Origin of the sequence: Streptomyces sp. HUAS 15-9, assembly GCF_025642155.1 — a bacterium.
Lineage (GTDB): Bacteria > Actinomycetota > Actinomycetes > Streptomycetales > Streptomycetaceae > Streptomyces.
Genome location: NZ_CP106798.1, coordinates 4,001,898 through 4,027,775, shown reverse-complemented (window position 1 = coordinate 4,027,775; position 25,878 = coordinate 4,001,898). Strand labels below are relative to the sequence as shown.

The 25,878-nt window shown below is 71.1% G+C and carries 26 protein-coding genes and 1 pseudogene; 14 read left to right on the top strand and 13 right to left on the bottom strand.

Features of this window, described 5'->3' with window-relative positions; genetic code table 11:
• Positions 1-35: 35 nt before the first annotated feature.
• The 6 genes from N8I87_RS18455 to N8I87_RS18430 are packed head-to-tail and all read left to right on the top strand — an operon-like array spanning position 36 to position 4,163.
• Positions 36-506 (top strand): cupin domain-containing protein, encoded by a 471-nt coding sequence (locus N8I87_RS18455; protein WP_263210188.1) that lies wholly within the window; start codon positions 36-38, stop codon positions 504-506.
• Positions 503-1,771, top strand: coding sequence for a beta-ketoacyl-[acyl-carrier-protein] synthase family protein (locus N8I87_RS18450; RefSeq protein WP_263210187.1), 1,269 nt, complete (start codon positions 503-505; stop codon positions 1,769-1,771). Before N8I87_RS18455 ends, N8I87_RS18450 begins: the two co-directional genes overlap by 4 nt.
• Entirely contained in the window at positions 1,768-3,018 is a 1,251-nt protein-coding gene (locus N8I87_RS18445) for a ketosynthase chain-length factor (protein WP_263210186.1), read from the top strand. Before N8I87_RS18450 ends, N8I87_RS18445 begins: the two co-directional genes overlap by 4 nt.
• Positions 3,019-3,078: 60 nt before the next feature.
• The gene (locus N8I87_RS18440; protein WP_263210185.1) at positions 3,079-3,336 is read left to right on the top strand and encodes an acyl carrier protein; all 258 of its coding nucleotides are present in this window, start codon (positions 3,079-3,081) and stop codon (positions 3,334-3,336) included.
• Position 3,337: 1 nt separating this feature from the next.
• Positions 3,338-3,817, top strand: coding sequence for an SRPBCC family protein (locus N8I87_RS18435; RefSeq protein WP_263210184.1), 480 nt, complete (start codon positions 3,338-3,340; stop codon positions 3,815-3,817).
• 22 nt (positions 3,818-3,839) lie between these two features.
• Positions 3,840-4,163: a TcmI family type II polyketide cyclase gene (locus tag N8I87_RS18430; RefSeq protein ID WP_263210182.1), complete on the top strand. Its 324-nt coding sequence runs from the start codon at positions 3,840-3,842 to the stop codon at positions 4,161-4,163.
• Between the two features lie 85 nt (positions 4,164-4,248).
• Here the strand turns inward: N8I87_RS18430 and N8I87_RS18425 are convergent, their stop codons facing one another.
• The 3 genes from N8I87_RS18425 to N8I87_RS18415 are packed head-to-tail and all read right to left on the bottom strand — an operon-like array spanning position 4,249 to position 7,365.
• Complete coding sequence (locus N8I87_RS18425) at positions 4,249-5,277, bottom strand: methyltransferase (RefSeq protein ID WP_263210181.1); 1,029 nt, start codon at positions 5,275-5,277, stop codon at positions 4,249-4,251.
• A 42-nt stretch (positions 5,278-5,319) separates the two neighbouring features.
• Positions 5,320-6,378: a right-handed parallel beta-helix repeat-containing protein gene (locus N8I87_RS18420; RefSeq protein WP_263210179.1), complete on the bottom strand. Its 1,059-nt coding sequence runs from the start codon at positions 6,376-6,378 to the stop codon at positions 5,320-5,322.
• Between the two features lie 60 nt (positions 6,379-6,438).
• Positions 6,439-7,365, bottom strand: a complete 927-nt coding sequence (locus N8I87_RS18415) for an aminoglycoside phosphotransferase family protein (protein ID WP_411577246.1) — start codon at positions 7,363-7,365, stop codon at positions 6,439-6,441.
• 25 nt (positions 7,366-7,390) lie between these two features.
• On the opposite strand from N8I87_RS18415, the gene N8I87_RS18410 reads away from it, so the two are divergent.
• The 3 genes from N8I87_RS18410 to N8I87_RS18400 are packed head-to-tail and all read left to right on the top strand — an operon-like array spanning position 7,391 to position 9,918.
• On the top strand, positions 7,391-8,017 hold the full coding sequence (locus N8I87_RS18410) for a rhomboid-like protein (RefSeq protein WP_263210176.1): 627 nt from the start codon (positions 7,391-7,393) through the stop codon (positions 8,015-8,017).
• Positions 8,018-8,026: 9 nt separating this feature from the next.
• Complete coding sequence (locus N8I87_RS18405) at positions 8,027-9,433, top strand: NAD(P)/FAD-dependent oxidoreductase (RefSeq protein WP_263210174.1); 1,407 nt, start codon at positions 8,027-8,029, stop codon at positions 9,431-9,433.
• Between the two features lie 2 nt (positions 9,434-9,435).
• The gene (locus tag N8I87_RS18400; protein ID WP_263210172.1) at positions 9,436-9,918 is read left to right on the top strand and encodes a GNAT family N-acetyltransferase; all 483 of its coding nucleotides are present in this window, start codon (positions 9,436-9,438) and stop codon (positions 9,916-9,918) included.
• Here the strand turns inward: N8I87_RS18400 and N8I87_RS18395 are convergent.
• Positions 9,907-10,374, bottom strand: a pseudogene (locus N8I87_RS18395) (MFS transporter); the annotation flags it as partial. The gene N8I87_RS18400 and the pseudogene N8I87_RS18395 overlap by 12 nt on opposite strands.
• A gap of 30 nt (positions 10,375-10,404) precedes the next feature.
• Positions 10,405-11,640, bottom strand: coding sequence for an FAD-dependent oxidoreductase (locus N8I87_RS18390; protein ID WP_411577245.1), 1,236 nt, complete (start codon positions 11,638-11,640; stop codon positions 10,405-10,407).
• A gap of 56 nt (positions 11,641-11,696) precedes the next feature.
• On the opposite strand from N8I87_RS18390, the gene N8I87_RS18385 reads away from it, so the two are divergent.
• Positions 11,697-12,371, top strand: a complete 675-nt coding sequence (locus N8I87_RS18385) for a pentapeptide repeat-containing protein (RefSeq protein WP_263210168.1) — start codon at positions 11,697-11,699, stop codon at positions 12,369-12,371.
• 111 nt (positions 12,372-12,482) lie between these two features.
• Here the strand turns inward: N8I87_RS18385 and N8I87_RS18380 are convergent, their stop codons facing one another.
• A complete protein-coding gene (locus N8I87_RS18380; RefSeq protein ID WP_263216533.1) occupies positions 12,483-12,983 on the bottom strand; it encodes a hypothetical protein in 501 nt (166 codons plus the stop codon).
• Between the two features lie 76 nt (positions 12,984-13,059).
• Between N8I87_RS18380 and N8I87_RS18375 the strand changes: the two genes are divergently transcribed.
• The gene (locus N8I87_RS18375; protein ID WP_263210167.1) at positions 13,060-14,475 is read left to right on the top strand and encodes a M1 family metallopeptidase; all 1,416 of its coding nucleotides are present in this window, start codon (positions 13,060-13,062) and stop codon (positions 14,473-14,475) included.
• Here N8I87_RS18375 and N8I87_RS18370 read toward each other — a convergent pair.
• From N8I87_RS18370 to N8I87_RS18360, 3 genes are all read right to left on the bottom strand, one after another.
• Positions 14,472-16,106, bottom strand: a complete 1,635-nt coding sequence (locus N8I87_RS18370) for an IS200/IS605 family accessory protein TnpB-related protein (protein WP_263210165.1) — start codon at positions 16,104-16,106, stop codon at positions 14,472-14,474. The two genes, N8I87_RS18375 and N8I87_RS18370, sit on opposite strands and share 4 nt — an antisense overlap.
• Before the next feature lie 223 nt (positions 16,107-16,329).
• Positions 16,330-17,292: a bifunctional GNAT family N-acetyltransferase/NUDIX hydrolase gene (locus N8I87_RS18365; protein ID WP_263210163.1), complete on the bottom strand. Its 963-nt coding sequence runs from the start codon at positions 17,290-17,292 to the stop codon at positions 16,330-16,332.
• An 80-nt stretch (positions 17,293-17,372) separates the two neighbouring features.
• Positions 17,373-17,948: a TerD family protein gene (locus N8I87_RS18360; protein ID WP_263210162.1), complete on the bottom strand. Its 576-nt coding sequence runs from the start codon at positions 17,946-17,948 to the stop codon at positions 17,373-17,375.
• Between the two features lie 161 nt (positions 17,949-18,109).
• Here N8I87_RS18360 and arfB point away from each other — a divergent pair, with 161 nt between their 5' ends.
• Complete coding sequence (arfB, locus tag N8I87_RS18355) at positions 18,110-18,547, top strand: alternative ribosome rescue aminoacyl-tRNA hydrolase ArfB (RefSeq protein WP_263210160.1); 438 nt, start codon at positions 18,110-18,112, stop codon at positions 18,545-18,547.
• 176 nt (positions 18,548-18,723) lie between these two features.
• Here arfB and N8I87_RS18350 read toward each other — a convergent pair whose 3' ends face one another.
• On the bottom strand, positions 18,724-19,308 hold the full coding sequence (locus tag N8I87_RS18350) for a flavin reductase family protein (RefSeq protein ID WP_263210159.1): 585 nt from the start codon (positions 19,306-19,308) through the stop codon (positions 18,724-18,726).
• 319 nt (positions 19,309-19,627) lie between these two features.
• Here N8I87_RS18350 and cdgB point away from each other — a divergent pair, with 319 nt between their 5' ends.
• Complete coding sequence (gene cdgB, locus N8I87_RS18345) at positions 19,628-21,280, top strand: diguanylate cyclase CdgB (RefSeq protein ID WP_263210157.1); 1,653 nt, start codon at positions 19,628-19,630, stop codon at positions 21,278-21,280.
• Between the two features lie 118 nt (positions 21,281-21,398).
• Positions 21,399-22,328 (top strand): carbohydrate-binding protein, encoded by a 930-nt coding sequence (locus N8I87_RS18340; protein ID WP_263210155.1) that lies wholly within the window; start codon positions 21,399-21,401, stop codon positions 22,326-22,328.
• Positions 22,329-22,687: 359 nt separating this feature from the next.
• Here the strand turns inward: N8I87_RS18340 and N8I87_RS18335 are convergent, their stop codons facing one another.
• From N8I87_RS18335 to N8I87_RS18325, 3 genes are all read right to left on the bottom strand, one after another.
• Positions 22,688-23,617 carry a 1-phosphofructokinase family hexose kinase gene (locus N8I87_RS18335; protein WP_263210154.1) on the bottom strand — a complete coding sequence of 310 codons (930 nt, stop codon included), beginning with the start codon at positions 23,615-23,617 and terminating at the stop codon, positions 22,688-22,690.
• A gap of 119 nt (positions 23,618-23,736) precedes the next feature.
• Positions 23,737-24,879, bottom strand: coding sequence for an N-acetylglucosamine-6-phosphate deacetylase (gene nagA, locus N8I87_RS18330; RefSeq protein WP_263210152.1), 1,143 nt, complete (start codon positions 24,877-24,879; stop codon positions 23,737-23,739).
• The gene (locus N8I87_RS18325; RefSeq protein WP_263210150.1) at positions 24,879-25,820 is read right to left on the bottom strand and encodes an ROK family protein; all 942 of its coding nucleotides are present in this window, start codon (positions 25,818-25,820) and stop codon (positions 24,879-24,881) included. Before N8I87_RS18325 ends, nagA begins: the two co-directional genes overlap by 1 nt.
• Positions 25,821-25,878: the final 58 nt, after the last annotated feature.

Sequence of the window (25,878 nt, the reverse complement as noted above, 5' to 3'; positions counted from 1 at the left end):
CAATGCCGACGCAGCACACCCATCGGAGGAACGTCGTGATCAAATCCCGTCCGAGAATCGTGGACCTCAGCGAGGTCGAGCCCAATGTCCGGCGCGGCGGTGATCTGCGCGCCATGCTCACCCCGACCACGGTGGGATCGACCAGCGGTTTCATGGGAGTGGCCATCGTGCAGCCCGGCGACCGCATCGCTGAGCACTACCACCCCTACTCCGAGGAGTTCGTGTACGTCGTCTGCGGGCAGCTGGAGGTGGACCTGGACGGCGAGCCGCAGCCGCTGCGACCGGAGCAGGGCCTGATGATCCCCGCCCACATGCGGCACCGCTTCCGCAACGTCGGCAAGGTGGAGGCGCGCATCGTCTTCCACCTGGGTCCGCTGGCGCCGCGTCCGCAGCTGGGTCATGTCGACACCGAGGAGACCGAGGTCATCGGTGCCGCCGCGGTCGTCACGGAGGGAGCCGGGGCGGGCGCCGACCGCACGGCCGACCGAGGCCGGGTCCGGTCATGACCCGGCGCGTGGCGGTCACCGGCATAGGCATCGTGGCTCCGGGCGGGATCGGCGTACCGGCGTTCTGGGATTTGCTCGCCGACGGCCGGACCGCGACGCGGGGCATCACCTTCTTCGACCCGACAGGCCTGCGCTCGCAGATAGCCGCGGAGTGCGACTTCGACCCCGTGGCGCACGGCCTGGACGCCGAGCAGATCGAGCGGGCGGACCGGTACATCCAGTTCGCCCTGGTGGCCGGGGACGAGGCAGTCCGGGACTCCGGACTCGACCTCGCCGGGGAGAACCCCTGGCGGGTCGGGGTCTCCCTGGGGACCGCGGTCGGCGGCACCACCCGCCTGGAGCACGACTACGTCCTGGTCAGCCACCGAGGGCAGCGCTGGGACGTGGACCACCGCGAGGCGGAACCCCAGCTGCACCGGGCGTTCTCGCCCAGCACCCTGGCCTCCGCCGTGGCGGAACGCTTCGGAGCGCAGGGGCCGGTGCAGACCGTCTCCACGGGCTGCACCTCGGGCCTGGACGCGGTCGGATACGCCTTCCATACCGTCGAGGAAGGCCGTGCCGACATCTGCATAACGGGCGCGTCGGACTCGCCGATCTCACCGATCACCATGGCGTGCTTCGACGCGATCAAGGCCACGTCGCCGAACAACGACGACCCGGCACACGCCTCCCGGCCCTTCGACAACAACCGTGACGGGTTCGTCATGGGCGAGGGCGGCGCGGTGCTCGTCCTGGAGGAGCTGGAACACGCGCGGGCCCGAGGCGCGCACGTGTACTGCGAGCTCAGCGGCTACGCCACCTACGGCAACGCCTACCACATGACCGGCCTGACCAGTGAGGGCCTGGAGATGGCCCGGGCGATATCGGTCGCCCTGGACCACTCCCGGCTCGACGGCTCCGCGATCGACTACGTCAACGCGCACGGCTCGGGAACCCGGCAGAACGACCGCCACGAGACGGCGGCCGTGAAGCGGGCGCTCGGTGAGCACGCCTACGACACGCCCATGAGCTCCATCAAGTCCATGGTGGGGCACTCCCTCGGGGCGATCGGCGCGATCGAGGTCGTGGCCTGTGTGCTGGCGCTGGCCAAGCAGGTCGTGCCGCCGACCGCGAACTACGAGACCCCCGACCCCGAGTGCGACCTGGACTACGTCCCGCGCGTCGCCCGCGAACGGAAGCTGGACAGCGTGCTCTCCGTGGGCAGCGGGTTCGGCGGGTTCCAGTCCGCGGTGATCCTGACCCGTCCCAGGGAGAAGGCACGATGAGCGCACCCCATGAACGGCGCGCGGCCATTACCGGCATCGGTGTGGTCGCGCCCAACGGAACCAGCACCGACACCTTCTGGAAGTCCACCCAGGAAGGGCTCAGCGTCCTCGACCGGATCACCCGCGAGGGCTGTGGGCAGCTGCCGCTGAAGGTGGCCGGCGAGGTCCGCGCCTTCGACCCGGCGGCGGCGGTCGAGGAGCGCTACCTCGTCCAGACGGACCGGTTCACGCACTACGCAATGACCGCGGCCGACCTGGCGCTGGACGACGCCCGTCTCGGGTCGGCCGACACCGCCGACGCGCCGTTCTCCATCGGCGTGGTCACCGCGGCCGGCTCCGGCGGCGGCGAGTTCGGCCAGCGGGAGCTGCAGCGACTGTGGGGAAGGGGAAGCCGGTTCGTCGGCCCGTACCAGTCCATCGCCTGGTTCTACGCCGCCAGCACCGGCCAGATCTCCATCCGCCGCGGTTTCAAAGGCCCGTGCTCGGTCGTGGCCGCCGACGAGGCGGGCGGTCTGGACGCGGTCGCCCATGCGGCGCGGGCCGTGCGGCGCGGCACCGATGTGATCGTGGCCGGCTCGACCGAGGCGCCGCTGGCCCCGTACTCGATGGTCTGCCAGCTCGGCTACGAGGAGCTGAGCACCGTCGACGACCCGACCCGTGCCTACCGTCCGTTCACCACCGCGGCCTGCGGATTCGTGCCCGCCGAGGGCGGCGCGATGCTCGTCGTGGAGGCGGCGGACGTGGCGCGTGAGCGGGGCGCGCGAGTGCGGGCGCTCGTCGCGGGGCACGCGGCGACGTTCACCGGGGCCTCCCGCTGGGACGAGTCCCGGCAGGGGCTCGCCCAGGCCGTGCGGGGAGCCCTGGACGAGGCCGGCTGCGCCCCCGAGGAGATCGACGTCGTGTTCGCCGACGCTCTCGGGGTGCCGGCGGCGGACCGCGCCGAGGCGCTGGCCATCGCCGACGTCCTGGGCGGGCACGGCAGGCGGGTGCCGGTCACCGCGCCGAAGACCGGCATCGGCCGGGGCTACTGCGCCGCGCCCGTGCTGGACACCGCTGCGGCCGTGCTCGCGATGGAGCACGGACTGATCCCACCCACCCCCAACGTCTTCGACGTCTGTCACGACCTCGACCTCGTGACCGGCCGTGCCCGCGCCGCCGAACTGCGCACGGCGCTGGTCCTCAGCCGGGGACTCATGGGGTCCAACTCGGCGCTGGTGCTCCGGCACGGCGCCGCCGACGCCTCGTAGCGGGGCGCCTCGTCGCGGGGAGCGCCGCAGCACTGCCTCGCAGTAAAGGAGAGGAACCGCATGACTGCCCAAATCACCGTGGAAGAACTGGCCGGGCTCATGAAGAAGGCGGCCGGGGTCACCGTCGCCCCGCAGGACCTCGAGCAGCAGAGCGACGTGGGCTTCGACGTCCTCGGCATCGACTCGCTCGGCCTGCTCGGCATCGTCGGCGAACTGGAGAACCGTCACGGCACGCCGATGCCGCCCGACGCGGAGCGCTGCAAGACCCCCCGGCAGTTCCTCGACCTCATCAACAGCACTCTCATGGCAGGAGCCTGACATGGCCGGACACACACAGAACGAGATCACCATCGCCGCCCCCCTGGACCTCGTCTGGGACATGACCAACGACCTGGAGAGGTGGCCGCAGCTGTTCAGTGAGTACGCGGCCTGCGAGGTCATCTCCCGGGAGGGCGCGAAGACGACCTTCCGGCTGACCATGCACCCGGACGAGAACGGCACCGTCTGGAGTTGGGTCTCCGAGCGGGAGCCGGACCGCGACACCCTCACGGTCAGGGCCCGTCGTGTCGAGACCGGGCCCTTCGCTTACATGAACATCCACTGGCAGTACGAGGAGGTGACCGCCGGCACCCGGATGGTGTGGACGCAGGACTTCGAGATGAAGCCGGACGCCCCGGTCGACGACGACTGGATGACCGACAACATCAACCGGAACTCCAAGGTCCAGATGGCCCTGATCCGGGACAAGATCGAGAAGGCCGCCGCCGGACACCGGCCCGCGCCGGCCCTGGCCGACTGAGCCGGACGGAGGACACGGTCCGATGCACCAGGCCCTCATCGTCGCCCGCATGGCCCCCGGTTCGGCCCCCGACATCGCCAAGGTGTTCGAGGAGTCCGACCGGGGAGAACTGCCGCACCTCGTCGGCGTCGTACGGCGCAGCCTCTTCCAGTTCGGCGACGTGTACATGCACCTGGTCGAGTCCGAGCGCGAGCCCGGCCCGGCCATCGCCAAGGTGACCGAGCACCCCGAGTTCCGGGACATCAGCGAGCGGCTGTCGGCGTACGTCAGCGCGTACGACCCGCAGACCTGGCGCTCGCCGAAGGACGCCATGGCCCGCCGCTTCTACGTCTGGGAGCGCCCCTGAGCCGTCCGCCCCCCGAACGGCCACCGGTCGCCGGGCCCGCAGCGTCGCGGGCCCGGCGACCGGTGGTCTGCGGAGTGTGGCGCCCTCACCCCGGTACGTGGCAGTCGAACGCGTGCAGATACGGGTTGACCGGACGCATGTCGTCGACGACCAGGCCGGCCGCGGTCAGCCGGCCCACCATGCTGTCGGTGGTGTGCTTCGCCCCGCCTACGTTCAGGAGCAGCAGCAGGTCCATCGCGGTGCTGAACCGCATCGACGGGGTGTCGTCGACCAGGTTCTCGATCACCACGACCCGCGTTCCGGGGCCGCCGGCCCCGATGACGTTGCGCAGCGTCCGCGCCGTGCTCTCGTCGTCCCACTCCAGGATGTTCTTGATGATGTAGACGTCGGCCTTGACCGGGATCGCCGCGCGGACGTCGCCGGGCACGATCCGGGCGCGCCCGGCGAGGTCACCGCCCTTGCGCAGCCGCGGCACGGCGTTCTCCACCACGCGCGGCAGGTCGAGCAGACTGCCGTGCATCGAGGGGTACTTGTCCAGCAGACAGGCCACCACGTGCCCCTGGCCGCCGCCGATGTCCGCGACCGAGTCACTGCCCGACAGGTCCAGCAGGGCCGCCACATCGCGCGCCGACTGCTCGCTGGACGTGGTCATCGCCCGGTTGAAGACGTCGGCCGACTCCGGGGCGTCCTCGTTGAGGTACTGGAAGAACTCCTTGCCGTACAGGTCCTCGACGACGTTGCCGCCGGTGCGTACCGCCTCGTCCAGCTTGGGCCAGGCGTCCCAGGTCCACGGCTCGGTGCACCACAGCGAGATGTAGCGCAGGCTGTTCGGGTCGTCCTCGCGCAGCAGCCGGGACATCTCGGTGTGCGCGAACGTGCCGTCCGGCCGCTCGGCGAAGACGCCGTAGCAGGACAGGGCTCGCAGCAGTCGGCGCAGCGGCTTCGGCTCGGTCTTCACCGCGGCCGCGAGGTCCTCCACGGCCATCGGGGCCTGCCCCAGGGCGTCGGCGACCCCGAGGCGGGCGGCCGCGCGGACGGCGGCGGCACAGGCCGCGCCGAACACGAGCTCTCTGAGCCGCATGGACGGCGGTGGGGCGGTTTCAGCGGTCGTCATGTGCCGCCTTCCTTCCTTGGTGGTACGCGGGGGTACGGCCGTTCAGCACAGCCCCGAGGGCTTGGAGGCCGCGCAGGAGTTGCCCTGGAAGGTGTTGTTGGCCTTGGCGGTCTCCTGGTTCACCAGGTCGGCCGGGGCGTTGCCCTTCAGCGTGTTCTCGCTGATCCGGTTCCGCTCACTGGTGACGCCCACGAAGCTCTTGAACAGCACGATCCCGCCCGACAGCGGGGACTTGCCGGAGTTGCCCGTGACCAGGTTCCGGTTCACCCTGGTGTCCACGACGCCGGTCAGCACGATGCCGGAGCCCTGGAGCTTGGGCAGCCGCGGGGTCTTGGGGCAGGACTTGTTGTTGGTGGCCACCACGTTGTTCGCCACCGTCAGCGCGCCGGCCCGCGGCAGGTTCTCGTCGCCGACGACGAACACGCCCGCGCAGTTGCCGGTGACGTAGTTGCCCGTGACCGAGAGGTTCCGCAGGCGCCGGACGGTCAGGCCGATCCGGTTGCCCTCCATCCGGTTCTGCTGGACGACCGTGCCCCGGGCGTCCGTGGCGCCCTGCTCCTTCGAGATGGTGTTGGCCAGGAACAGGCCCGCGTCACCGTTGTTGCGCACGTAGTTGCTCCGGAACACACCGCGCACCGACTGCTCCTGGGCGATGCCCCAGACCCCGTTCCCGACCGCGTACACCTTGCGCACGGTCAGTGCGTCGGTCGCCCGGCCGAGCACCCCGGTCTTGGTGAAGCCCGTCACGGTCAGGTCGGAGACGGTGACGCCCTCGACGGCGCGGTTCGCTGCGCCCGTCACGCAGATGCCGTTGCCGCCCTTGGCACAGCTGCCGGAGGCCTTGGCGGCGGGCTCGATCACCGTGCTCGGGCCCATGCCGCGCAGGGTCAGCCGGGACGTGCTCACGGTGACGCTCTCGTGGTAGGTGCCGGGGGTCACCAGGACGGTGTCTCCCGACCGTGCGGCGTTCACCGCCTGCTGGATCGATTCGCCTGGGTGGACCAGGAAGGTCCTGGGGACGGCGGTCGCCGGAGTGGCGCCGAGTCCCGTTCCGATGAGCGCGGCGGCGCACGCCAGTGATGCGATATGGCATTTGGTCATATCCGGTACGCTATGGCCGATTAGTCGATAAACGTGGCGCATGGTCCGTCCGGCGGCGTGTCACCCGCGCAGCGCCCGCCCGATCTCCAGCCGCACCGCCTCCAGGGGGCGGCCGTCCACGATCTCCCACAGGCAGTTCTGCAGCACCCGCCCCAGCGTCCACGCCCGAGCCCGCTCCCGGTCCAGCGCCGGCGCGTCGGTCAGAGCGTGGAAGCGCAGGACGGTCTCTTCGGGGGCGTAGCGGTTGTAGATCGCCGGCAGCAATTCGAAGCCCGGATCGCCCGCGAGTGGCTTGGGATCGATGGCCACCCAGTCCGCCACCCAGTCCGCCCGTTCGGCCGCCAGGACGTTGTCGTAGTGCAGGTCCCAGTGCAGCAGCCGGTCCCCGGACTCGCCCACGACCTCCCGCACCGCCGCCGCACAGTCCGCGAGGAGCCGCCGGTCCGCCGGATCGGGCACCCGTTCCAGCGCCCACGGCACCCGCTCCAGCATCGCCGGAGCGATGTCCCCGAGCCGCCGCAGCCCCGGCGGGGCCGCCACGGCGGTCAGCCGGGCCAGCAGCTCGCCGATGACACGCACGGCCTCACGCGTGTCCGGCAGGTCCGTCAGCGCCCGGGTCTCGTCCAGCCGCTCCAGCAGCAGCGTGCAGCTGGGTTCGTCGTGCTCCAGCAGCCGTACGGCCCCGTCGCCGCCCCAGACCCGCAGCGCGAGCGGCTCGCCCTCGGTCTCGGCGTCCAGCGGCTGGAGCTTCAGCGCGGCCGGGCTGCCGTCGGCCCGGACCACCGGAAGGACCAGCGCGCACATCCCGTGCATGGCGGGCCCGTCGAGCCGCAGGTCCCACCGCCTCAGGAACTCCTCCGCCCGCCGGGGCAGGTTCGCGACGAACGCCCGCCCCGCCTCCCCGTTGAATTTCCGCTGTGAAGCCGCCAGCTCGCCGGGCACCTCGATCACTTTCCCGACGATACTGACGGATGTGAACCGGGCCATCGGATTTCGACGTGGGTTCCGGGCGGTGACGGCCTACGTCCGCAGCGCCCCGGGCACCTATGTCTGGCTGCTGATCCTGTTCATCTCCACCGTCGCCCTGCACCACATGTCCCCGGCCTTCGAGCAGGACTTCCTGCGGCAGCGCTCCACCAACATCCACGAGCTGTCGCAGAACCCCGTACGGGTGCTGATCACCAGCGCCATGTGGATCGACGGCGGACACTGGGTGCCGTACGCGATCCTGTACTCGGTCTTCCACGCCCAGGCCGAACGCTGGATCGGCACCGCCCGCTGGCTGGCGGTGTGCGTGGCCGCGCATGTGCTCGCGACGCTGATCAGCGAGGGCGCGCTGCTGAAGGCGGTCCGGGACGGGATCGCCCCGCACTCTGCAATCAACACCCTCGACATCGGCGTGAGTTACGCGCTGGCCGGCGTCATCGGACTGCTCACCTACCGGCTCGCCATTCCCTGGCGGCAGCTGTATCTGCTGGGCGTCCTCGTCTTCTACGGAATCCCGCTCTACACCGACCGCACCTTCACCGACTTCGGGCATTTCGTCGCCGTCCTGATCGGTCTCGCCTGCTATCCGCTGGTCAGGGGCCGGGGAAAAGCATGGAATCCGAAGGAGACACTGGCCGCCCTCAGGGGTTAACGTCCGCCCATGAGCAGCACGGCAAGCAGTGTCGTCAACGGTGGCATCTCCTTCTGGTTCGCGGACGACGGCCTCCCGGAGGTCCGGGAGCCGCTGCCCGGTGACGCGACCGCCGACGTCGTGATCGTCGGCGGTGGCTACACGGGACTGTGGACCGCGTACTACCTCAAGAAGGCCGCCCCCTTCCTCCGTATCACCGTGCTGGAGCAGAAGTTCTGCGGCTACGGCGCCTCCGGGCGCAACGGAGGCTGGCTCTACAACGGCATCGCGGGCCGCGACCGGTACGCGAAACTGCACGGCCACGAGGCCGCGGTGCGGCTGCAGAAGGCGATGAACGACACCGTCGACGAGGTCGTCGCGGTCACCGTGGCCGAAGGCATCGACGCCGACCTGCACAAGGGCGGCGTGCTGGAAGTGGCGACCACGCCCGCGCAGTTGGCGCGGCTGAAGGCGTTCCACGAGCACGAGCTGTCGTACGGCGAGAAGGACCGCGAGCTGTACGGCGCCCGCGAGACGCGCGAGCGGATCCGGGTCGCCGACGCCGTGGGCTCCAGCTGGACCCCGCACGGGGCCCGGCTGCACCCGGTGAAGCTGGTCAAGGGGCTCGCGGCGGCCGCGGAGGCGCTCGGCGTCACCATCCACGAGTCGACCCCGGTGACCGAGATCCGCCCGATGCACGCCGTGACCCCGTACGGCACCGTCCGCGCCCCCTACGTGCTGCGCTGCACCGAGGGCTTCACAGCGAACCTGAAGGGCCACCGGCGCACCTGGCTGCCGATGAACTCCTCGATGATCGCCACCGAGCCGCTCACCGACGAGCAGTGGCAGAGCGTCGGCTGGGACGGCCGGGAGACCCTGGGCGACATGGCGCACGCCTATATGTACGCCCAGCGCACCGCCGACGGCCGGATCGCGCTCGGCGGGCGCGGGGTGCCGTACCGCTTCGGCTCGCGCACGGACAACGACGGGCGGACGCAGGAGACGACGATCGAGGCGCTGCGGGAGATCCTCGTCCGGTTCTTCCCGGCCCTGGCCGGTGTCCGTGTCGAACACGCCTGGTCCGGGGTGCTCGGGGTGCCGCGCGACTGGTGCGCGACGGTCACCCTGGACCGCTCGACCGGCCTCGGCTGGGCGGGCGGATATGTCGGCTCGGGCGTCGCGACCACCCATCTCGCCGGGCGCACCCTGTGCGACCTGGTCCAGCAGGACTCCGGCCAGGGCGGCCGCACCGAGCTGACGGACCTGCCGTGGGTGGGGCACAAGGTGCGCAAATGGGAGCCCGAGCCCTTCCGCTGGCTCGGCGTGCAGGGCATGTACGCCACCTATCGCGCCGCCGACGAGCGCGAGCGCCTGCACCCGGGCTCGGAGTCGTCACGGCTGGCCCGGATCGCCGACCGGGTGGCGGGACGGAACTGACCATGATCCGCACCGCGAACCCCTCGGACATACCTGTCATCCACGCCCTGATCCGCGAGCTCGCCGAGTACGAGAAGGCCCCGCAGGAGGCGAGGGCGACCGAGGAACAGTTGCGCACCGCCCTCTTCGGCGAGCGTCCCGCCGTCTTCGCGCACGTGGCGGTGGACGAGGCGACCGGCACGACGGTCGGGTTCGCCCTGTGGTTCCTGAGCTTCTCCACCTGGCGCGGGGTCCACGGCATCTACCTGGAGGACCTCTACGTCCGCCCCTCGGCCCGCGGCGGCGGCCACGGCCGGGCACTGCTCACCGAGCTGGCCCGGATCTGTGTGGAGCGCGGATACGAGCGCCTGGAGTGGTCGGTCCTCGACTGGAACCGGCCCGCGATCGGCTTCTACGAGGCCCTCGGTGCCCGTCCGCAGGACGAGTGGACGGTGTACCGGCTGACCGACGGGCCGCTGGCCGACCTGGGCGGGTCAGAGCGCTGACTCGGGCACGGGGGCGTGCGCGGGAGCCTCGTGCGTGGGCGGCTTCGAGGTGACCATCAGGCCCGCGACCAGGCCCGCCAGGAGCATGAGGCCCGCGGCCCACCAGATGGCGACCGTGTAGCCGTGCACGACGCCCTCGGGGACCACGGTCGCCCGCCGGGCGGGGCCGTGCAGGTGCGCGGCGATGCAGGCGGCACTGCTGGTGGTGGCGATCGTGTTGAGCAGCGCCGTACCGATCGAACCGCCGACCTGCTGCGAGGTGTTGACGGTCGCCGAGGTGACCCCCGCGTCCTGCGGCGCGACCCCCGCGGTGGCCGTCGCGAAGATCGGCATGAAGGTCAGGCCCATGCCGAGGCCCACCAGGAGCAGGGCGGGCAGGATCTCGGTGTCGTACGAGGAGCCGACGGCCAGCCCGGTCAGGACGACCGGCGAAGACGCCCGGGTCATGGAGCCAGGACCGCCTCCCGCAGGGGGCCGCCCTTGACCTCAAGCACGCCTGAGGTCAAGGGCGTGCCGGCCGAGGGCCAGTGACACGGCGGTGAGGGCGCTGTTGAAGGACACCTCCGACAGCACGCCGGGGGCGGCGACCTGGTCACCGGCGAGATAGACGCCGTCGCCGCGGTCGATGGCGGGCCGGTCGCGCCAGCTGGTGCCCGGCAGGTCCACGGCACCGGTACGGCCGTTGGCGAGCGCCTCGCGCCGCCAGGTGACCCGCTCCCGCCACCCCTCGAAGGCCAGGTCGAGCAGCCGCTCGGCACGGGCGATGCCGTCGGCCCGGGACTCGCCGGGACCGATCGGGATCTGCCCCTGCACGAGCTGCTCACCGGCCGGGGCGAGCGAACGGTCCTGCGCGGTGAACCGCTCCAGCCACCCGGGCGCGTCGAGATCGGACACGGCGAACGCGTCACCGCGCCGGGTGCGCAGGGCCAGGTCGATGAGGGCACTGCGGCCACCGGTCCAGGTCAGCGAGTCGTCCTTCAGCAGGCGCCGGGCCGCGTCCAGGGAGGTGGCGACGACCACGGGTGTGCCGGTGGGCAGGGCGTCGACCCGGGACAGGGTCTCCATCCGCACCCCGAGGTTCCAGGCCCGTGCGGCCATCCGGTCGATGACGTTGGCCCAGCCGCCGCGCGGATAGTGCGCCTCCGGCGGCAACTTGGTGGCGCGGCGCAGACGTTGCTGCACGAAGGCGGCGGACAGGGCGCCCGGGTCGTGGTGGAAGAGGGCGACGGCCGAGTAGTTGGCGGCGGCACGCGCCCCTTCCTCGCCCGCCTGCCGTGTCGCCCAGCTCATGAAGTCCACGTCGACGGGCGCCTGTTGGGCGCTGCGCCGCAGCAGCTTGAGCATCGCGAAGGGCGGGGTGCGGCGCAGCACCCCGTGATGGCGCAGCCGCAGCCGGGCCGCCTCCAGGGGCGGGACCGGAGCGACCGGTCCTATGAGGTCGCGCTGTTTGAGCCAGACCCAGTGCGGGCCGCCGTTGTAGAGGGCGTGCGGGCCTTCGTTCGTGCGGTACGGGCCCTCGGTGGTCCGTGCCCGCCCGCCGAGGGTGTGGTGGGCTTCGTGCACGGTGACCTTGGCGCCCGCCTCGGCGGCGGTGATCGCCGCGGTGAGTCCGGCGAGGCCGCCGCCGACGACGGTGATTCGTTGCATGGGCGGATGTCTCCCTCTGCTCGGGGTCGCCTCTTCTTCGCAGATATGACCGCCGGCGCCGCCGAAATGTGACATCGCCGGTGTTTGTGCAGGTCGGGGCGATTGTCAGTGGCGGGGTGCAGCATAGGGGCATGGCGAGGAGAGCGACGGGTGGGGCAGGGGTGCGGTCGGCGCGGCGGCCGGAGGTGCGGCTGCCGCTGCTGGAGGCGTACACCGGGGGCGGGCTGGAGCCGGACGGGGACTACGACGGGGTGGAGTTCCGGGAGGCGGACTTCGCCGGGCAGGACGGCGGGGGCGCCCGCTTCATGGACTGCGCGCTGACGGGCTGCGCCTTCGACGAGACGCGACTGCACCACGCGCGCATCCTCGACACGGTCCTCACCGGGATAAGAGGGGTCGGCACGTACCTCGCGGAGTCGACGCTGCGTGACGTCGAACTCGTCGACGCGCGACTGGGCGGCACGCAGTTGCACGGTGCCGTGCTGGAACGTGTGCTGATCCGCGGCGGCAAGATCGACTACCTCAACCTCCGCAAGGCGAAGCTCAAGGACGTCGTCTTCGAGGGCTGCGTCCTGGTCGAACCGGACTTCGGGGGCGCACGGCTGGAGCGGGTCGAGTTCGTGGACTGCGCGCTGAAGGGGGTGGACTTCAACGGGGCGACACTGACGGACGTGGACCTGCGCGGGGTCGCTTCGCTGGACATCGCCCGAGGAGTGGGACAATTGTCCGGGGCGGTGATCAGCCCTGGCCAACTGGTGGATCTGGCGCCGGTGTTGGCGGCGGAGCTGGGAATCCGGGTGGAGTGACCGGCCGTGGGGGAACCCCCTGCTCGTAGAGCTTGGGGGAGATTGAGGACGAGGCCGTTCAGGCCGAAGAGGGGGGCTGGGGGCGCCAGCCCCCAGGGCGGTCGGCACAGCTCACGGCACTCGCGGGAAGCGCGCCTGCAGTGTCCAGATCGCCGGATTCTCGGCCAGAGCCTCGTGCAGGTCGGTCAGGTCGGCGAGCAGGTCGTGGAGGAAGTCCCGTGCCTCGCGGCGCAGTTCCGCGTGGGAGAAGGTGAGCGGCGCCTCCTCGGCCGGCATCCAGTCGGACTCGATGTCCACCCACCCGAAGCGCCGCTCGAAGAGCATCCGGTCGGTCGACTCGGTGAAGTCCAGTTCCGCCCGCTGCGGGCGCGCGGCGCGGGAGCCCGCCGGGTCCCGGTCGATCCGCTCCACGATGTCGCACAGCGCCCACGCGAAGTCCAGCACCGGCACCCATCCCCAGGCTGTGGACAGCTCCCGGTCCTTCTCGGTGTCGGCCAGATACACGTCCCCGCAGAACAGATCGTGCCGCAGTGCATGCACGTCCGCGCGCCGGTAGTCCGTCTGCGGCGGGTCGGGGAAACGGTTGGAGAGGGCATAGCCGATGTCGAGCACGTACGTGATGGTGTCACGGCCGCATCCGGTCGCCGGCACGCCCCGACCGCCACCTGCGCCCCGTAGGATCTCTGACATGTCCAGATCCGCGCGCCTTGTCCCGGTCGCCGCCGGTGCCCTCGCCCTCCAGCTCGTCCTGACCGCGTGCGACGGCGGCGTGCACGGCACCCCTGGCGGCTCCGGCGTGCACGACCCGTACTTCCCCAAGGCGGGCAACGGCGGATACGACGTCACCCACTACGACCTCACCCTCTCCTACGCCCCCGACACCCACCGCCTCACTGGCAAGGCCGTGATCACCGCCCGCGCCACGGAGGACCTGTCCGCCTTCGACCTGGACCTGAAGGGCCTGGACGTCGAGGACGTCACCGTGGAGGGCAAGGACGCCCGCGTCAACCGCACCGGCCAGGAGCTGACCGTCCGCCCCCACGACGACCTGGACAAGGGGGAGACCTTCAGCACCACGGTCCGCTACTCCGGCATCCCGAAGAAGATCACCGATCCGGACGGCTCCGAGGAGGGCTGGCTGCGCACGGCGGACGGTGCGCTCGCCCTCGGCGAACCCACCGGCTCCATGGCATGGTTCCCCGGCAACGACCACCCCTCCGACAAGGCGACGTACGACATAGCCGTCACCGTGCCGAAGGGCCTGCAGGCCGTCTCCAACGGGGAGTTGACGAGCGAGCGGACCACCGGCGGGCGTACCACCTTCACCTGGCACACCGCCCAGCCGATGGCGACCTATGTCGCCACGGTCGCCATCGGCCACTACGACATCACCCGCTACAGCACCAAGAGCGGACTGCCCGTCTACGTCGCCGTCGACCCGAAGCAGACCGGGGCGAGCCGCAAGGTGCTCGCGAAGATCCCCGAGATCATGGAGTGGGAGGAGTACAACTTCGGCCCGTACCCCTTCTCCTCCACCGGCGCGATCGTCGACCGCCCCGAGGACGTGGAGTACGCCCTGGAGACCCAGAACCGCCCGGTCTTCCCCGGCGCCCCCGACACCGGGACCCTCGTCCACGAGCTCGCCCACCAGTGGTACGGCGACTCCGTCACGCCGAAGAGCTGGCGGGACATGTGGCTCAACGAGGGCTTCGCGACGTACGCGGAGTGGCTGTGGGAGGAGGACCACGGCGGCGACACCGTGCAGCAGACCTTCGACGCGGTCTACGACGGCGACCACTTCGACAACGCCGACCAGGCCAAGGCCGTCTGGGCCTACCCGCCGGCGAAGCCGTCCGGTGCCGCGCACATCTCCGACAGCCCGGTCTACGAGCGCGGCGCGATGGTCCTGCAGAAGATCCGGCAGAAGGTCGGTGACGACACGTTCTACGACATCATCCAGGGCTGGGCGGCCGCCCACCGGCACGGCAACGCGGACACGGCCCAGTTCACGGCTTACGTCGAGAAGATGGCCCCGGACAAGGACTTCGACGCCATCTGGGAAGACTGGCTGTACGGAAACGGCAAGCCGGACCACCGTTCCTAGAGACTGAGTGGGAGTGAGTCCTGGTGCCAGGACTGCTGCTCAGCCGCGTGTCCCGAGCGGTGTTGGGCACGCTGGTCGCCCGCTTTCGTTCCGCGTCCGGGCGGCGCGCATCTTGTGCGTGGTCCGGGAATGCGGGGGCGGGTTTCCTCACGCCTGCGGGTTTCCGGTCCGGCCTGGGCGGTCCGATGCCCGTATCCATCGCTCTGGTGGGTACGGGGCGGTGTCGTCCGTCGCCGGATCGGGTGCCCGAGGGCGCGTCGTCCGATGGCCACGGCTGCCGCGTCGTGGCGCGTGGTCTGTCGGTTCTTGGCGGTCAGGGGCTGCTGCCAGTGCTGGGCGCCCCACCGGGAGGTGTAGGCCGGGTCGACCGCGACGAGTGCGATGCCCTGTTCCGCGGCCATCGCCGTCAGCCGGGCCTTGAGGCGGGCGGTGGGGAAGCGGGAGATCAGGCGGCGGAAGCGCTTGTTGCGCCCGTACTTCTCCCGGGACCTGCCGTCGGTGAAGTCGAGGTCCTCGATCGCGATCGCGGTGGCGCCGGTGCGGCGGGTGTGGTGGAGCAGCCGGGTCAGTGCGTGGCGGATCTGGGCGTCCCGGTGCGCGGTGGTGCCGGACAGGTCGTAGAAGAAGCGCCGGGGCTCGCCGACCGGGTTGCCGTGCGGGTCCAGTTGCCTGGCGGCGAGGTGGTCGTCGTTCATGTCCACCGCCACCACACCGCGCGCGAGAGCCGCATCCAGCGGCCGCACCGGAATGGGGGCGCGCTGCCAGGACGCGGTGACATACCAGCGGCCACGCACGGTGTCGTGGTGGATGCGGTAGGCCACCGCCCGGTTGGCGGTGATCCGGTCCGCCCATTCCTCGCGCCGGTGCTTGAACTCCGCGGTCGCCTCCAGTACGTACCGGCCGTGCGGGGCGTTGGCCAGACGGGCGAGGGCAGCCGGGAGCCGGATGGAGGCCTGTCCGGTGTCGGTGATGCGGATGGTCTCGTTGCCGAAGCGCTTGCCGGACTCTCCGTCAGCGGCCAGGAACATCCGCGCCGCCCGCCATCGCTCCCGCCAGGCATGCTCGGTGAGCCCCGCCTCGTCGAGATGGCGGCGCAGCCGCGCGAGGTGCTTGCCGCCGCGCACCACGTGCACCCGGCCCGCCGCCCAGTCCGCCTCCAGCCCAGCCAGCCGGTCCTTCAGCACATGCAGGCGGCGGGACTTGGCATGCCACTGCGCCCGCGAGCCGAAACCACGCGGCAGCCCCGCCCGCTTGTCCGCCTTGGCGCCCAGCGGCCGGGCCAGCCGCGCCTCGATGCGCGCGATCTCCCCCCGCAGCGATCCCATCTCGGCCACCTGGCCACGCCGGGCCAGCGCCCACTGGTCGTGCGTGGCCTTGGTGATGCTGCCCGCCCACCGCGCCGACGAGCCTCCGCTCAGCCCCCGTTTCCGCACTGCCCACGAGGCCCCATCGTGGACCAGCCCCTGACGGGAACGCACCGCGAGATCACCGGCGGCCAGCCCACCGAGGAACGTGCCGACCTCGCCGAGCACCGCCGCGTCCGTCTGCGACACCCGCAGCCGGGCCCGGATCGCCACCCCCGCCGGTCCGGGCACCACGAACGACTCCGCCACCTCCCGCAGCCCGCCCACCCCTCACCCCCACCAGCGCCAAAGAACCCGTCACGGCATCCAACGAGCCCCGCCCGCGAAGGTCACGCATTCGGAACACAAACTCCCGTTCGCTCCCGTGAAAAGCCTGACCGCGCGACCCGGGCCGGCAGACAGTAGTCACTCATGCGTGCTACAGCACACCTGAGTCCGGTCGAGCGGCAGCAGCTCCGTACCCCTGAGGGGCAGCCTCAGGCTCGGTCGTTCACGGCCGAGTGGCCGACTCCCGCTCGAACTCGGCCAGCATCCGCCCCAGCCCCGGCGGCCAGACGGGCTCGGACAGCTGGGCCAGCTCCTCCGGTGTCCACCAGCGCCACCCCAGGATCCACTCCTCGGCGTGCGTGGCGGCCAGGTCCGGGCCGGTCGGTTCCCGGCGCGGGCCGCGGGCGACGTACACGTGCTCGTGCTGACGGACGGGGATGCCGGCGCGGATGAAGTCGTGCTCCCACGTGCACAGCAGCGGGCCCAGCTCCAGGTCGGTCCAGCCCGTCTCCTCCCGCAGCTCCCGCAGGGCGCCCTCCCGCGGACCCTCGTCCGCCTCCAGGCCCCCGCCGGGCAGCGCCCAGTGGGCGCCCAGCTCAACGTTGTCGCACCGGAGCAGGAAGACGGCGCCGTCCGGGTCGACGACGGCGATCCGGGCCGCGCGGCGGGGCGTGCGCAGCACCTTGCGCAGTACGGCGCAGGGGCGGCCCAGCTGGAGGTCCTCGCGGTGGCCGATGACCTCGTACCCGAGGGCGGTCCAGAAGGCCAGCCCCTTGGGGTTGTTGTCGAGGACGGCGAGACGTACGGCCGAACGGCCCGCGGCACGGAAACGGTCCTCGACGAGCGTCGCCAGGCGGCGCCCGTATCCGCGGCGCTGCGAGAGCCCGTCGACCATCAGCAGCCCGATCCAGGGATCCGGGTCGGCCGGATCGGGGTGGTGCGCAAGGGTGATCACCAGCCCGACCAGCAGCCCCTCGCCGCGCGCCAGCAGCACCTCGATGTCCGGATTCGCCAACTCCACGGCGAGCGCCGCCGCCACCTGCTCCGGCCGGATGTCGTCCGGGTCCGGGAAGTCGCCGCTCAGGGCCTGGAAGTCGCGGTTGGAGGCGTGCAGCGCGGTGAGTTCGGTGAGCACGGGGCCCGGGATGTCCCGGTCGGGCGTGAGACGGAGAGGCTCAATGATCACAGGGTGAACCTAGCGCGGGAACCCCGGAGCCCCCAGCGGTTTACTTCGGGCTGGGGGCTCCGGTGAGGCAGGGGACCGGCTCAGACGCTGACGCCGAAGTCCTGGGCGATGCCCACCAGGCCCGAGGCGTAGCCCTGGCCGACCGCGCGGAACTTCCACTCCGCGCCGTTGCGGTAGAGCTCGCCGAAGACCATGGCCGTCTCGGTGGCGGCGTCCTCGGACAGGTCGTAGCGGGCGATCTCGGCACCGCCGGCCTGGTTGACGATGCGGATGTAGGCGTTGCGGACCTGGCCGAAGTTCTGGCCGCGGTTCTCGGCGTCGTAGATGGAGACCGGGAAGACGATCTTGTCGATGTCGGCCGGGAGGCCGGCGAGGTTGACGTTGATCGCCTCGTCGTCGCCGGCGCCCTCACCCGTGCGGTTGTCGCCCGTGTGGACGATCGTGTTGTCCGGGGTCTGCTTGTTGTTGAAGAAGACGAAGTGGGCGTCCGAGAAGACCTTGCCCTGCGTGTTGACCGCGATGGCGGAGGCGTCCAGGTCGAAGTCCGTGCCGGTGGTGGTGCGGACGTCCCAGCCGAGGCCCACGGTGACGGCGGTCAGGCCCGGAGCCTCCTTGGTGAGCGAGACGTTGCCACCCTTGGACAGGCTTACAGCCATTGTTGGGAGTCCCTTCCCTAGTTCTGTGTGCACGAAGCTACCGTCACCCCGGAGAACGCCGGGAGGGGTCCCCATGGTTCCGGTTGCCTTTACCTTTTTTACCAAGCGGGGACATTCGAGCCGCGAAATACGGATGACGTGGACCGGACAGAGGCGGGAACATGGGACGCATGTCCGGTCCTCACGTCATCCGCGGCTCCGTCCTCCTGCCCGAGGCGGAGCTCATGTGGCGTTTCTCGCGCTCGTCCGGGCCCGGCGGACAACACGTCAACACCAGTGACTCCCAGGTGGAACTGCGCTTCGACCTGGCGAACACCGAGGCCCTGCCCGAGGTGTGGAAGCGGCGGGCGTTGGAGCGGCTGTCCGGGCGGCTCGTCGACGGTGTCGTCACCGTCCGCGCCTCCGAGCACCGCTCCCAGTGGCGCAACCGCGAAACCGCCGCGGTACGCCTCGCGGCGCTGCTCGCGGAGGCCACCGCACCCCCGCCCAAGCCCCGCAAACCGACCCGCATCCCACGCGGCATCAACGAACGCCGGCTGAGGGAGAAGAAGCAGCGGTCGGAAACGAAGCGGGGGAGGACCGGCCGCGACTGGACGTGAGCCCGCCGAGGGCGGCTTGCGAATTCCCGGCGCGACTTCCGGTGCGCGACTTCTTCGAGGCGGGGTGTCGGACGGGCACCTCGAACGGGCTGTTCGCGAAGGTTCCGGAATTTCCGCGGCTTCTTCCACGGCCCCTTCCGCGCGCTTCCGTACCGCCCGTGTCTTCCGTCCCCCGATTACCCCAACTGCCGGTAGCGGCCCCGGAAATAGAGCAGTGGTCCGCCGTCCGCGCTCCGCACCCCGGCGGTCAGTACGCGGCCGATCACCAGCGTGTGGTCCCCCGCCGTCACCCGCTGCTCGGTCCGGCACTCCAGGGTCGCCAGGGCGCCGCCCATCAAGGGCGCTCCGGAGACCTCGCCGCGGACGTACGCGAGGTCCTCGAACAGGAGCCGGTCGCTGATGCGGCCCTTCATGGCGAACCGGCCCGCGATGTGGCGCTGGCTCTCGGAGAGGACGGAGACCGCCCACAGGGGCTGTTCGTCGAGCAGGTCGTCCATCCGGGAGCCGTTGCGCAGGCTGACCAGGACCAGCGGCGGGTCCAGGGAGACCGACAGGAAGGCAGTGGCGGTCATGCCGACGTCCTCGCCGCCCGGCGCCAGGGGGTCGTCCGGGTCCAGCGGCGGCTCCTGCGCCGTCACCAGGACCACGCCCGCGGCCAGCCGGGACATGGCGGCCCGGAACTCGTCGTTGCTCACCCCCTCAGCATGCCCGGGGGCGGCCGTGGCGGTGGGGGAAGGCGGGGCGGAGGGAGTGTTCAGCACTCTGGAAACGCTAATCTCCGGTCCGCGCGCGTCGCATCGGGCCCCGGTCCGAGGTGGGTCCTAGGACCAGGGTCGTGCATCATGTCCCCACACCCGCAAAGCATGCGTTCAGTAAACCCACAGGGAAAACGCAGAAACTCCACTCAATTGCTCACCTTCTCCTGTGACTTGAGTCACAAGGGCCATTAATTGTTGACCCTGTGTACCGAGTGGGCAGCGCGCTGTGATTCAGTGGCGGGGCAAGATGCAAGGGCACCACTGATAAGAAGCGCCAAAGACAACCCTTGATTCGCTGCGAGGTCTCGGGGGGAGGGCGAGCATGGAGACCGAGTCGGAGCCGTATGTCCGTCTTGCGTCCCTGCGGCAGCTGCACCAGGTCATGGCCGACATGAACACGGCACGCAGCCTGGCGGACACACTGCAGACCGTCGCCGACGGCGCGGTCACCGCCCTCGGGTACGAAATGGCATGCGTCAACCTCGTGCGCCCCGACGGCGACCTCGTCGTCGCCGCCTTCTCCGGCAACCCCGCAGCCGAGGCCCTCATCACCGGACGCGTCGGCTCGCGCGAGTCCTGGGACCGCCGGCTGACCATGGGCGAGGCATGGGGCGACCTGCGGTTCATACCGCACACCGAGGGCTGGGTGCTCGACGAGGACGACGTACCGCAGTGGTACACCGACGGCCCCGCGCCCCGCTTCGAGGACGAGTGGCACCCCTCCGACCGGCTCTTCGCGCCCATGTACACGCCCGGCGTACAGGGCGGCTCCTCCGGTGAGCTGCTCGGCGTGATCTCCGTGGACCGGCCGCGCAACGGACGGCACCCGGGCGCGTGGGGGCGCGAGGCGCTCCAGATGTACGCGTTCCAGGCGGCCATCGCGATCAGCAACGCGCGTCTCCGTTCGAACATGCAGCGCGCCCTGGTCCGCCTGGAGCGGGAGCAGCAGGCGCTGCGGGCCAGCGAGGAAAGCTTCCGGCAGGCGTTCGAGTACGCCCCCTCCGGCATGGCCATAGCCGAGATGGGCGGTGACCAGCACGGACGGATACTGCGCACCAACGACGCGCTGTGCCGGCTGCTCGGCCGCCCCGCCTCCGCGATGCGCCGCTACTCCTTCTCCGACCTCGTCCACCCCGAGGACATAGGCACGCTGCTGCGCACCTCCGCCGAGGGCGGCCGCGCGGAGCTGCGCCTGGGCCGCCGCGACGGCAGCTATGTGTGGGTGTCCCTGCGCAACAGCGTCGTCGCCGACGCGGCCGACGGGCCCCGCTTCCTGCTCACCCACGTCGAGGACATCGAGGAGCGCAAGCGCCGCGAGCTCCAGCTCGCCCACCGCGCCTCCCACGACTCGCTCACCGGCCTGCCGAACTCGGCCGAGCTGCGCTCGCGCCTGGCGTCCCGGCTCTGCCGGCGGGCCGCCCACGCCGGCGAGATCGAGTCCCTGGACGCCGCCTACGGCCATCCCGCCTTCGACGTCAACGGCCACGGCTTCGACTTCGAGGCGGTGGCGCAGTCGTACGACGGTTTCGACCACCATGTGCACACGATCGCGCCCGAGGGGGAGCGGGACGACGGCACCAAGGGCCTCGCGGTCCTTTTCTGCGACCTCGACGGCTTCAAGTCGATCAACGACCGGTTCGGGCACAACGCGGGTGACGCGGTCCTCATCGAGGTCGCCCGGCGGCTCACCCGGGGGGTGCGGGACGGGGACACGGTGGCCCGCCTCGGCGGCGACGAGTTCGTGATCCTGGCCGACGGACTGGGCAAGGCCGACGCGCAGGACCTGGCCGTACGCCTGCGCAACGAGATCATCCAGCCGATCCGGGCCGAGGGCCGGGCGGTGCGGGTGGGTGCCAGTTTCGGCATCGGGTGGGCACACTGCGGCATGACCGCGGACGAAGTGTTGAAATCCGCTGACGAACGGATGTACGTCGAGAAACGATCTCGTCCCAAACAACATCGGCGCGCCGGATGATGCGCAGGTCAGTGGGCTGATGCGGTCGGAGTCACCCGTTTGGGCCACTGGGAGCGGGTAGGCTCGGCTCTCAATACCTGTACCGCATCCGCCCGCACCTGTTGAGGAGTACCAAGGGATGACGCCCGGCGACAACGGCGCGAGCACGCCCGAGGACGAGGACCCGTTCGGCTATCTGTACGCCGACGGCCAGGCCAGAGGGGCCCAGCCGCCGTCCGGTGGCTACGGCTACCCGAACTCGGTCAGCAGGGTGCGCCCGGTCGGCGAGCGCACCTATGGCGGGCAGCAGGGCCAGACCATCCCCCAGCAGGGCACCTACGGCCAGCCGAACGCGCATTACCAGGCTCCGGAGACCCTCCCGGGCGGCGCCCCGACCACCCAGCAGCCCCTCCCGGGCAGCGGTGGCCGCGGCCGCGGCAGCGGCCCGAACACCAAGGGCCTGCTGATCGGCGCCGTCGCGGTGGTCGCCGCGGTCGTGATCGGCATCAGCATCGCCATGATCAACGGCAACGACGACGACAAGAAGGGCAACGCGGCGCAGCCCACCCAGTCCCAGTCGCAGAGCGCCTCGACCGAGCCCTCCAGCACCAGTTCGGTCTCCAGCACGGGCAAGCTCCCGAAGACCGACGCGAAGACGCTGCGCCTGGGCGGCGGAGCCACCACCGCCTCGGACGTCAAGGGAGCCCAGGCCGACGGCGGGGTCTACGTCGCGAACTTCAACAACGTCGGCGCCTCGCTCACCTGGACGGTCAACGGCATCCCGGCCGCCGGTAAGTACACCGTGTTTCTCGGGTACAGCGTCCCGGGCAAGGACGGCACCGCCACGTTGACGATCAACGGCACGCCGTCCAACCAGCCCGTCAAGTTCAGGAACTGGGCAAAGGCACCCGAGGGCAATTACGAGAGGGGCTGGACGAAGACCTACAACTGGGTCCAGCTCACCAAGGGCACGAACACCATCAAGATCTCGTGCGAGCAGGGCAACCAGTGCGACGCCTACCTCGACCAGCTGTCGCTGGCGAAGGGCTGGGTCACGTCCGAAGACTGACGAGCCAAAACAGGCCCCGTCGTCCCATGTGGAGACGACGGGGCTCCCTTCCCGGTGCCAGGCTCTGGCTTTCAGGCCCAGTCGGTACAAGAATCGAGAAGAGTGTCGCCCTCAAATCTGGCGACCTGCACACCGATTTCGAAGAGCCCCTTATCGTCTGACGCGGTGCTACTCCAAGTCTTGGATGTACCTGATCCATCCAGGTTCTTCCGCCAAGGCCAAGAGACCTGGTGACCGTTGTACTGCTTGCTGACCAAAGGGGTGACCCCAGAGGTTGGCTGGAACCTTTGTCCTGTGCGCCGTCCACTGCCTGGAGCATCCTTGCCCGGTCGTCGCATCGGGGCACAGCCGGCTCAGAGTCAGGCCGCGCTGACTTCCCCCGTCACCGCCACTCGCCCCAACAGTTCCTCGTACGTCCCCCGGTCGAACTCCCCAGCCACAGGCGCCAATACGGTCGCCGCGGACAGAGCGACCGCGCGGGACAGGCGGGTCGGCCAGGGGAGGCGTTCCACCAGCCCCGACAGCAGGCCCGCGGTTGCCGAGTCGCCGGCGCCCGTCGGGTTGCCGTGGAAGCGGGCGGGCGGGGTCGCGTGCCAGCGACCCTCGGGGGCCTGCACCAGCAGTCCGTCGGCGCCCAGGGACGCCACCACCGCGTGAGCCCCCCGCCGCCGGGCATCCTGGGTGGCGCGCAATGGCTCGTGGGAGCCGGTGAGTTCGGCCAGTTCGTCGGCGTTCGGTTTGATGATGTCGGGGCGGGCCGCCACACCGCGCCGCAGCGGCTCGCCGCTGGTGTCCAGCAGAACGGGCACGCCGGCGGTGCGTGCCGTCCGTACCAGTCCCGCGTACGCGCCCACCGGCACCCCCGGCGGCAGGCTGCCGCACAGGGCCACCGCCGACGCCTCGCCCAGCAGGTCCTCGTACGCGTCCAGGAAGGCGGACCACTCCACCGGGGTGATCTGCGGGCCCGGCTCGTTCAACTGGGTCGTGTCGCCGGTGAGTTCGTCTACGACGGCGATGGTGCGCCGGGTCGACCCGCCGACGGGGACCAGCGCGTCCACCACGCCGGGTATGGCCGAGAGGCCCTCCCGCACCGCCCGTCCGGTGCCACCTCCCGCGAACCCGGTGACCGTCGCCTCGTGTCCGAGGGCCGCGAGCACCCGGGCCACGTTCAGGCCCTTGCCGCCCGGCCGTTCGGTGACCGCCGAGACGCGGTGCGAGGCGTGCGGGCGCAGGGACCGTATGCGATAGGTGATGTCGAGAGCGGTGTTCAGTGTGACCGTGAGGATCACCCGGGCCGACCTCCCTCGAAGTCTGTGCGCCTGCCATCGGTTCCGGGCCCCGATCATGCCAAAGAGACGGCGACCGGCCCAGTCCGCGGTCGGCCACCGTCTCTCTGCCCGGGGACGGATCAGGGCAGTTGGGGAGGGACCACCCACTCACCCCGGCGCAGCACGCCCTTGAGGTCGAAGCCGGAGTCCAGCAGCACCAGGTCGGCGTCCTTGCCGGGCTCCAGGGAGCCGATGGTGTCGTACCTGCCCAGCAGCCGGGCCGGGTTGACGGACAGGGCCGTGACCACGTCCTGAACGGGGAGCTTGTCGACGGTCACCGCCCGCTTGAACGCCCGGTCCAGGGTGAGCGTGGAGCCGGCGATCGAGCCGCCCTTCACGAGCCGGGCGACGCCCTCGCTGACCTCGACCTCCAGCGGGCCGAGCATGTAGCGGCCGTCGCCGATCCCGGCCGCGTCCATCGCGTCGGTGATGAACGCGACCCGCCCGGCGCCCGCGTGACGGAACGCCAGCTCCAGGGCGGCCGGGTGCAGATGGGTGCCGTCGTTGATGAGCTCGACCGTGACCCGCTCGTCCTCCAGGAGGGCGGCGACCGGGCCGGGTGAGCGGTGCCCGAGGGCGGGCATGGCGTTGAAGAGGTGGGTGGCGACGGTGGCGCCCGCGTCGATCGCCTCGACCGTCTGCTCGTACGTCGCGTCCGTGTGGCCGACCGCCGCGATGACCCCGTGCTCCGCCAGCAGCCGTACGGAGTCGAGGCCGCCCGGCAGTTCGGTGGCGAGGGTGACCATCGCGGCCCGGCCGCGCGCCGCGTCGATCAGCTTGCGGACGTCCGCCGGGTCCGGGTCGCGCAGCAGCTCCTCGGAGTGGGCGCCCTTGCGGCACGGCGAGATGAAGGGGCCCTCGAAGTGGATGCCCGCGAGATCGCCCTGCTCGGTCAGCTCGCTCAGCAGCCCGGCCTGCTTGACCAGGAAGTCCATGTCGTCGGTGACGGTGGAGGCGACGAGGGTCGTGGTGCCATGCAGGCGGTGGGTGCGGATCGCCGTCAGGACGTCGTCGGTCGTGCCGGAGAACGACGCGCCGCCACCGCCGTGGTTGTGGATGTCGACGAAGCCGGGGACCAGCCAGTGGCCCGACACGTCGAGCGTCTCGGCGTCCTGTCCCGCGGCTGCCGCGATCTTCGTACCCTCGACGACCACGCGCCCGTCGTCCACGGTCCCGGTGGGCAGAACCACCCGGGCACCGGCGAGAACCATGCTGGGAGCCATCAGGCGGTTACCTCCGAAGGGTCAGTGGTTTCGAGGAGATCCCGGGCGAGGAGCCCCGCGCCCAGGCATCCGGCGGTGTCCCCGAGGGCGGCGGGGACGATCGACGGCAGCTTCTGGAAGGTGACGCGCCGCTCGACGGCCTCCCGCAGCGGTGTGAACAACGTTTCCCCCGCCTCGGCCAGGCCGCCACCGATGATCAGCGTGCGCGGGTCCAGCAGGGTGAGCGCGGTGACCAGACCGTCGGCCAGCGCGTCCACGGCCTCCCGCCATATCCGGACGGCGTTCGGGTCCCCGGACGCGACGGCCTTCGCGCAGTCCGCGGCGTCCGCGTCCGGGTCCTCGCAGACGGCCGCCCAGGCCTCGCTCACGGCGGCCGCGGACGCGTACCGCTCCAGACAGCCCCGCTGCCCGCACGGACAGGGGGCACCCCCGGGCCGTACGACGATGTGCCCGATCTCGCCCGCGAAGCCGTGCGCGCCCGCCTCCACCCGGCCGTCGAGGCCGATGGCACCCGCGATCCCGGTGCCGAGCGGCACGAACAGGAACCGGTCGGCGCCCTTGCCCGCCCCGATCCGGCCCTCGGCGAGCCCGCCGGTGCGCACGTCGTGGCCGAGGGCGACCGGGACGCCGAGCCGTTCGGTGAGCAGGTCGCGCAGGGGTACGTCGCGCCAGCCCAGGTTGGCCGAGTAGGCGGCGATGCCCCGCTCCTCGTCGACGATGCCGGGGACAGCCACGCCGACGGCGGCCGCGGGCTCGCCGAGGTGCCGTGCGCCGTACGCGTGCAGATCGGCGGCGAAGTCGAGGATGCCCTCGACCACCGCGTCCGGTCCGCGCTCGCGTCCGGTCGCCCGGCGGTCCTGGTGGAGCAGGTCGCCGCCGTCCCCGACCAGGGCGGCCTTCATCCCGGTGCCGCCCACGTCGAGGGCGATGACATGTCTCACGGGAACAGTGTGGACCTCCGACCTGCAAGAGGTCTAGTCCACTCACGTGGTGTAGACC

Coding starts and splice junctions, on each gene's coding strand:
- N8I87_RS18385 (WP_263210168.1), top strand. CDS start 11,697: ATGGCGAGGAGAGCGACGGGTGGGGCAGGGGTGCGGTCGGCGCGGCGG.
- N8I87_RS18435 (WP_263210184.1), top strand. CDS start 3,338: ATGGCCGGACACACACAGAACGAGATCACCATCGCCGCCCCCCTGGAC.
- N8I87_RS18420 (WP_263210179.1), bottom strand. CDS start 6,378: ATGACCAAATGCCATATCGCATCACTGGCGTGCGCCGCCGCGCTCATC.
- arfB (WP_263210160.1), top strand. CDS start 18,110: ATGGGACGCATGTCCGGTCCTCACGTCATCCGCGGCTCCGTCCTCCTG.
- N8I87_RS18360 (WP_263210162.1), bottom strand. CDS start 17,948: ATGGCTGTAAGCCTGTCCAAGGGTGGCAACGTCTCGCTCACCAAGGAG.
- cdgB (WP_263210157.1), top strand. CDS start 19,628: ATGGAGACCGAGTCGGAGCCGTATGTCCGTCTTGCGTCCCTGCGGCAG.
- N8I87_RS18390 (WP_411577245.1), bottom strand. CDS start 11,640: ATGTCACATTTCGGCGGCGCCGGCGGTCATATCTGCGAAGAAGAGGCG.
- N8I87_RS18430 (WP_263210182.1), top strand. CDS start 3,840: ATGCACCAGGCCCTCATCGTCGCCCGCATGGCCCCCGGTTCGGCCCCC.
- N8I87_RS18425 (WP_263210181.1), bottom strand. CDS start 5,277: ATGACGACCGCTGAAACCGCCCCACCGCCGTCCATGCGGCTCAGAGAG.
- N8I87_RS18445 (WP_263210186.1), top strand. CDS start 1,768: ATGAGCGCACCCCATGAACGGCGCGCGGCCATTACCGGCATCGGTGTG.
- nagA (WP_263210152.1), bottom strand. CDS start 24,879: ATGGCTCCCAGCATGGTTCTCGCCGGTGCCCGGGTGGTTCTGCCCACC.
- N8I87_RS18450 (WP_263210187.1), top strand. CDS start 503: ATGACCCGGCGCGTGGCGGTCACCGGCATAGGCATCGTGGCTCCGGGC.
- N8I87_RS18340 (WP_263210155.1), top strand. CDS start 21,399: ATGACGCCCGGCGACAACGGCGCGAGCACGCCCGAGGACGAGGACCCG.
- N8I87_RS18415 (WP_411577246.1), bottom strand. CDS start 7,365: ATGGCCCGGTTCACATCCGTCAGTATCGTCGGGAAAGTGATCGAGGTG.
- N8I87_RS18375 (WP_263210167.1), top strand. CDS start 13,060: ATGTCCAGATCCGCGCGCCTTGTCCCGGTCGCCGCCGGTGCCCTCGCC.
- N8I87_RS18440 (WP_263210185.1), top strand. CDS start 3,079: ATGACTGCCCAAATCACCGTGGAAGAACTGGCCGGGCTCATGAAGAAG.
- N8I87_RS18405 (WP_263210174.1), top strand. CDS start 8,027: ATGAGCAGCACGGCAAGCAGTGTCGTCAACGGTGGCATCTCCTTCTGG.
- N8I87_RS18400 (WP_263210172.1), top strand. CDS start 9,436: ATGATCCGCACCGCGAACCCCTCGGACATACCTGTCATCCACGCCCTG.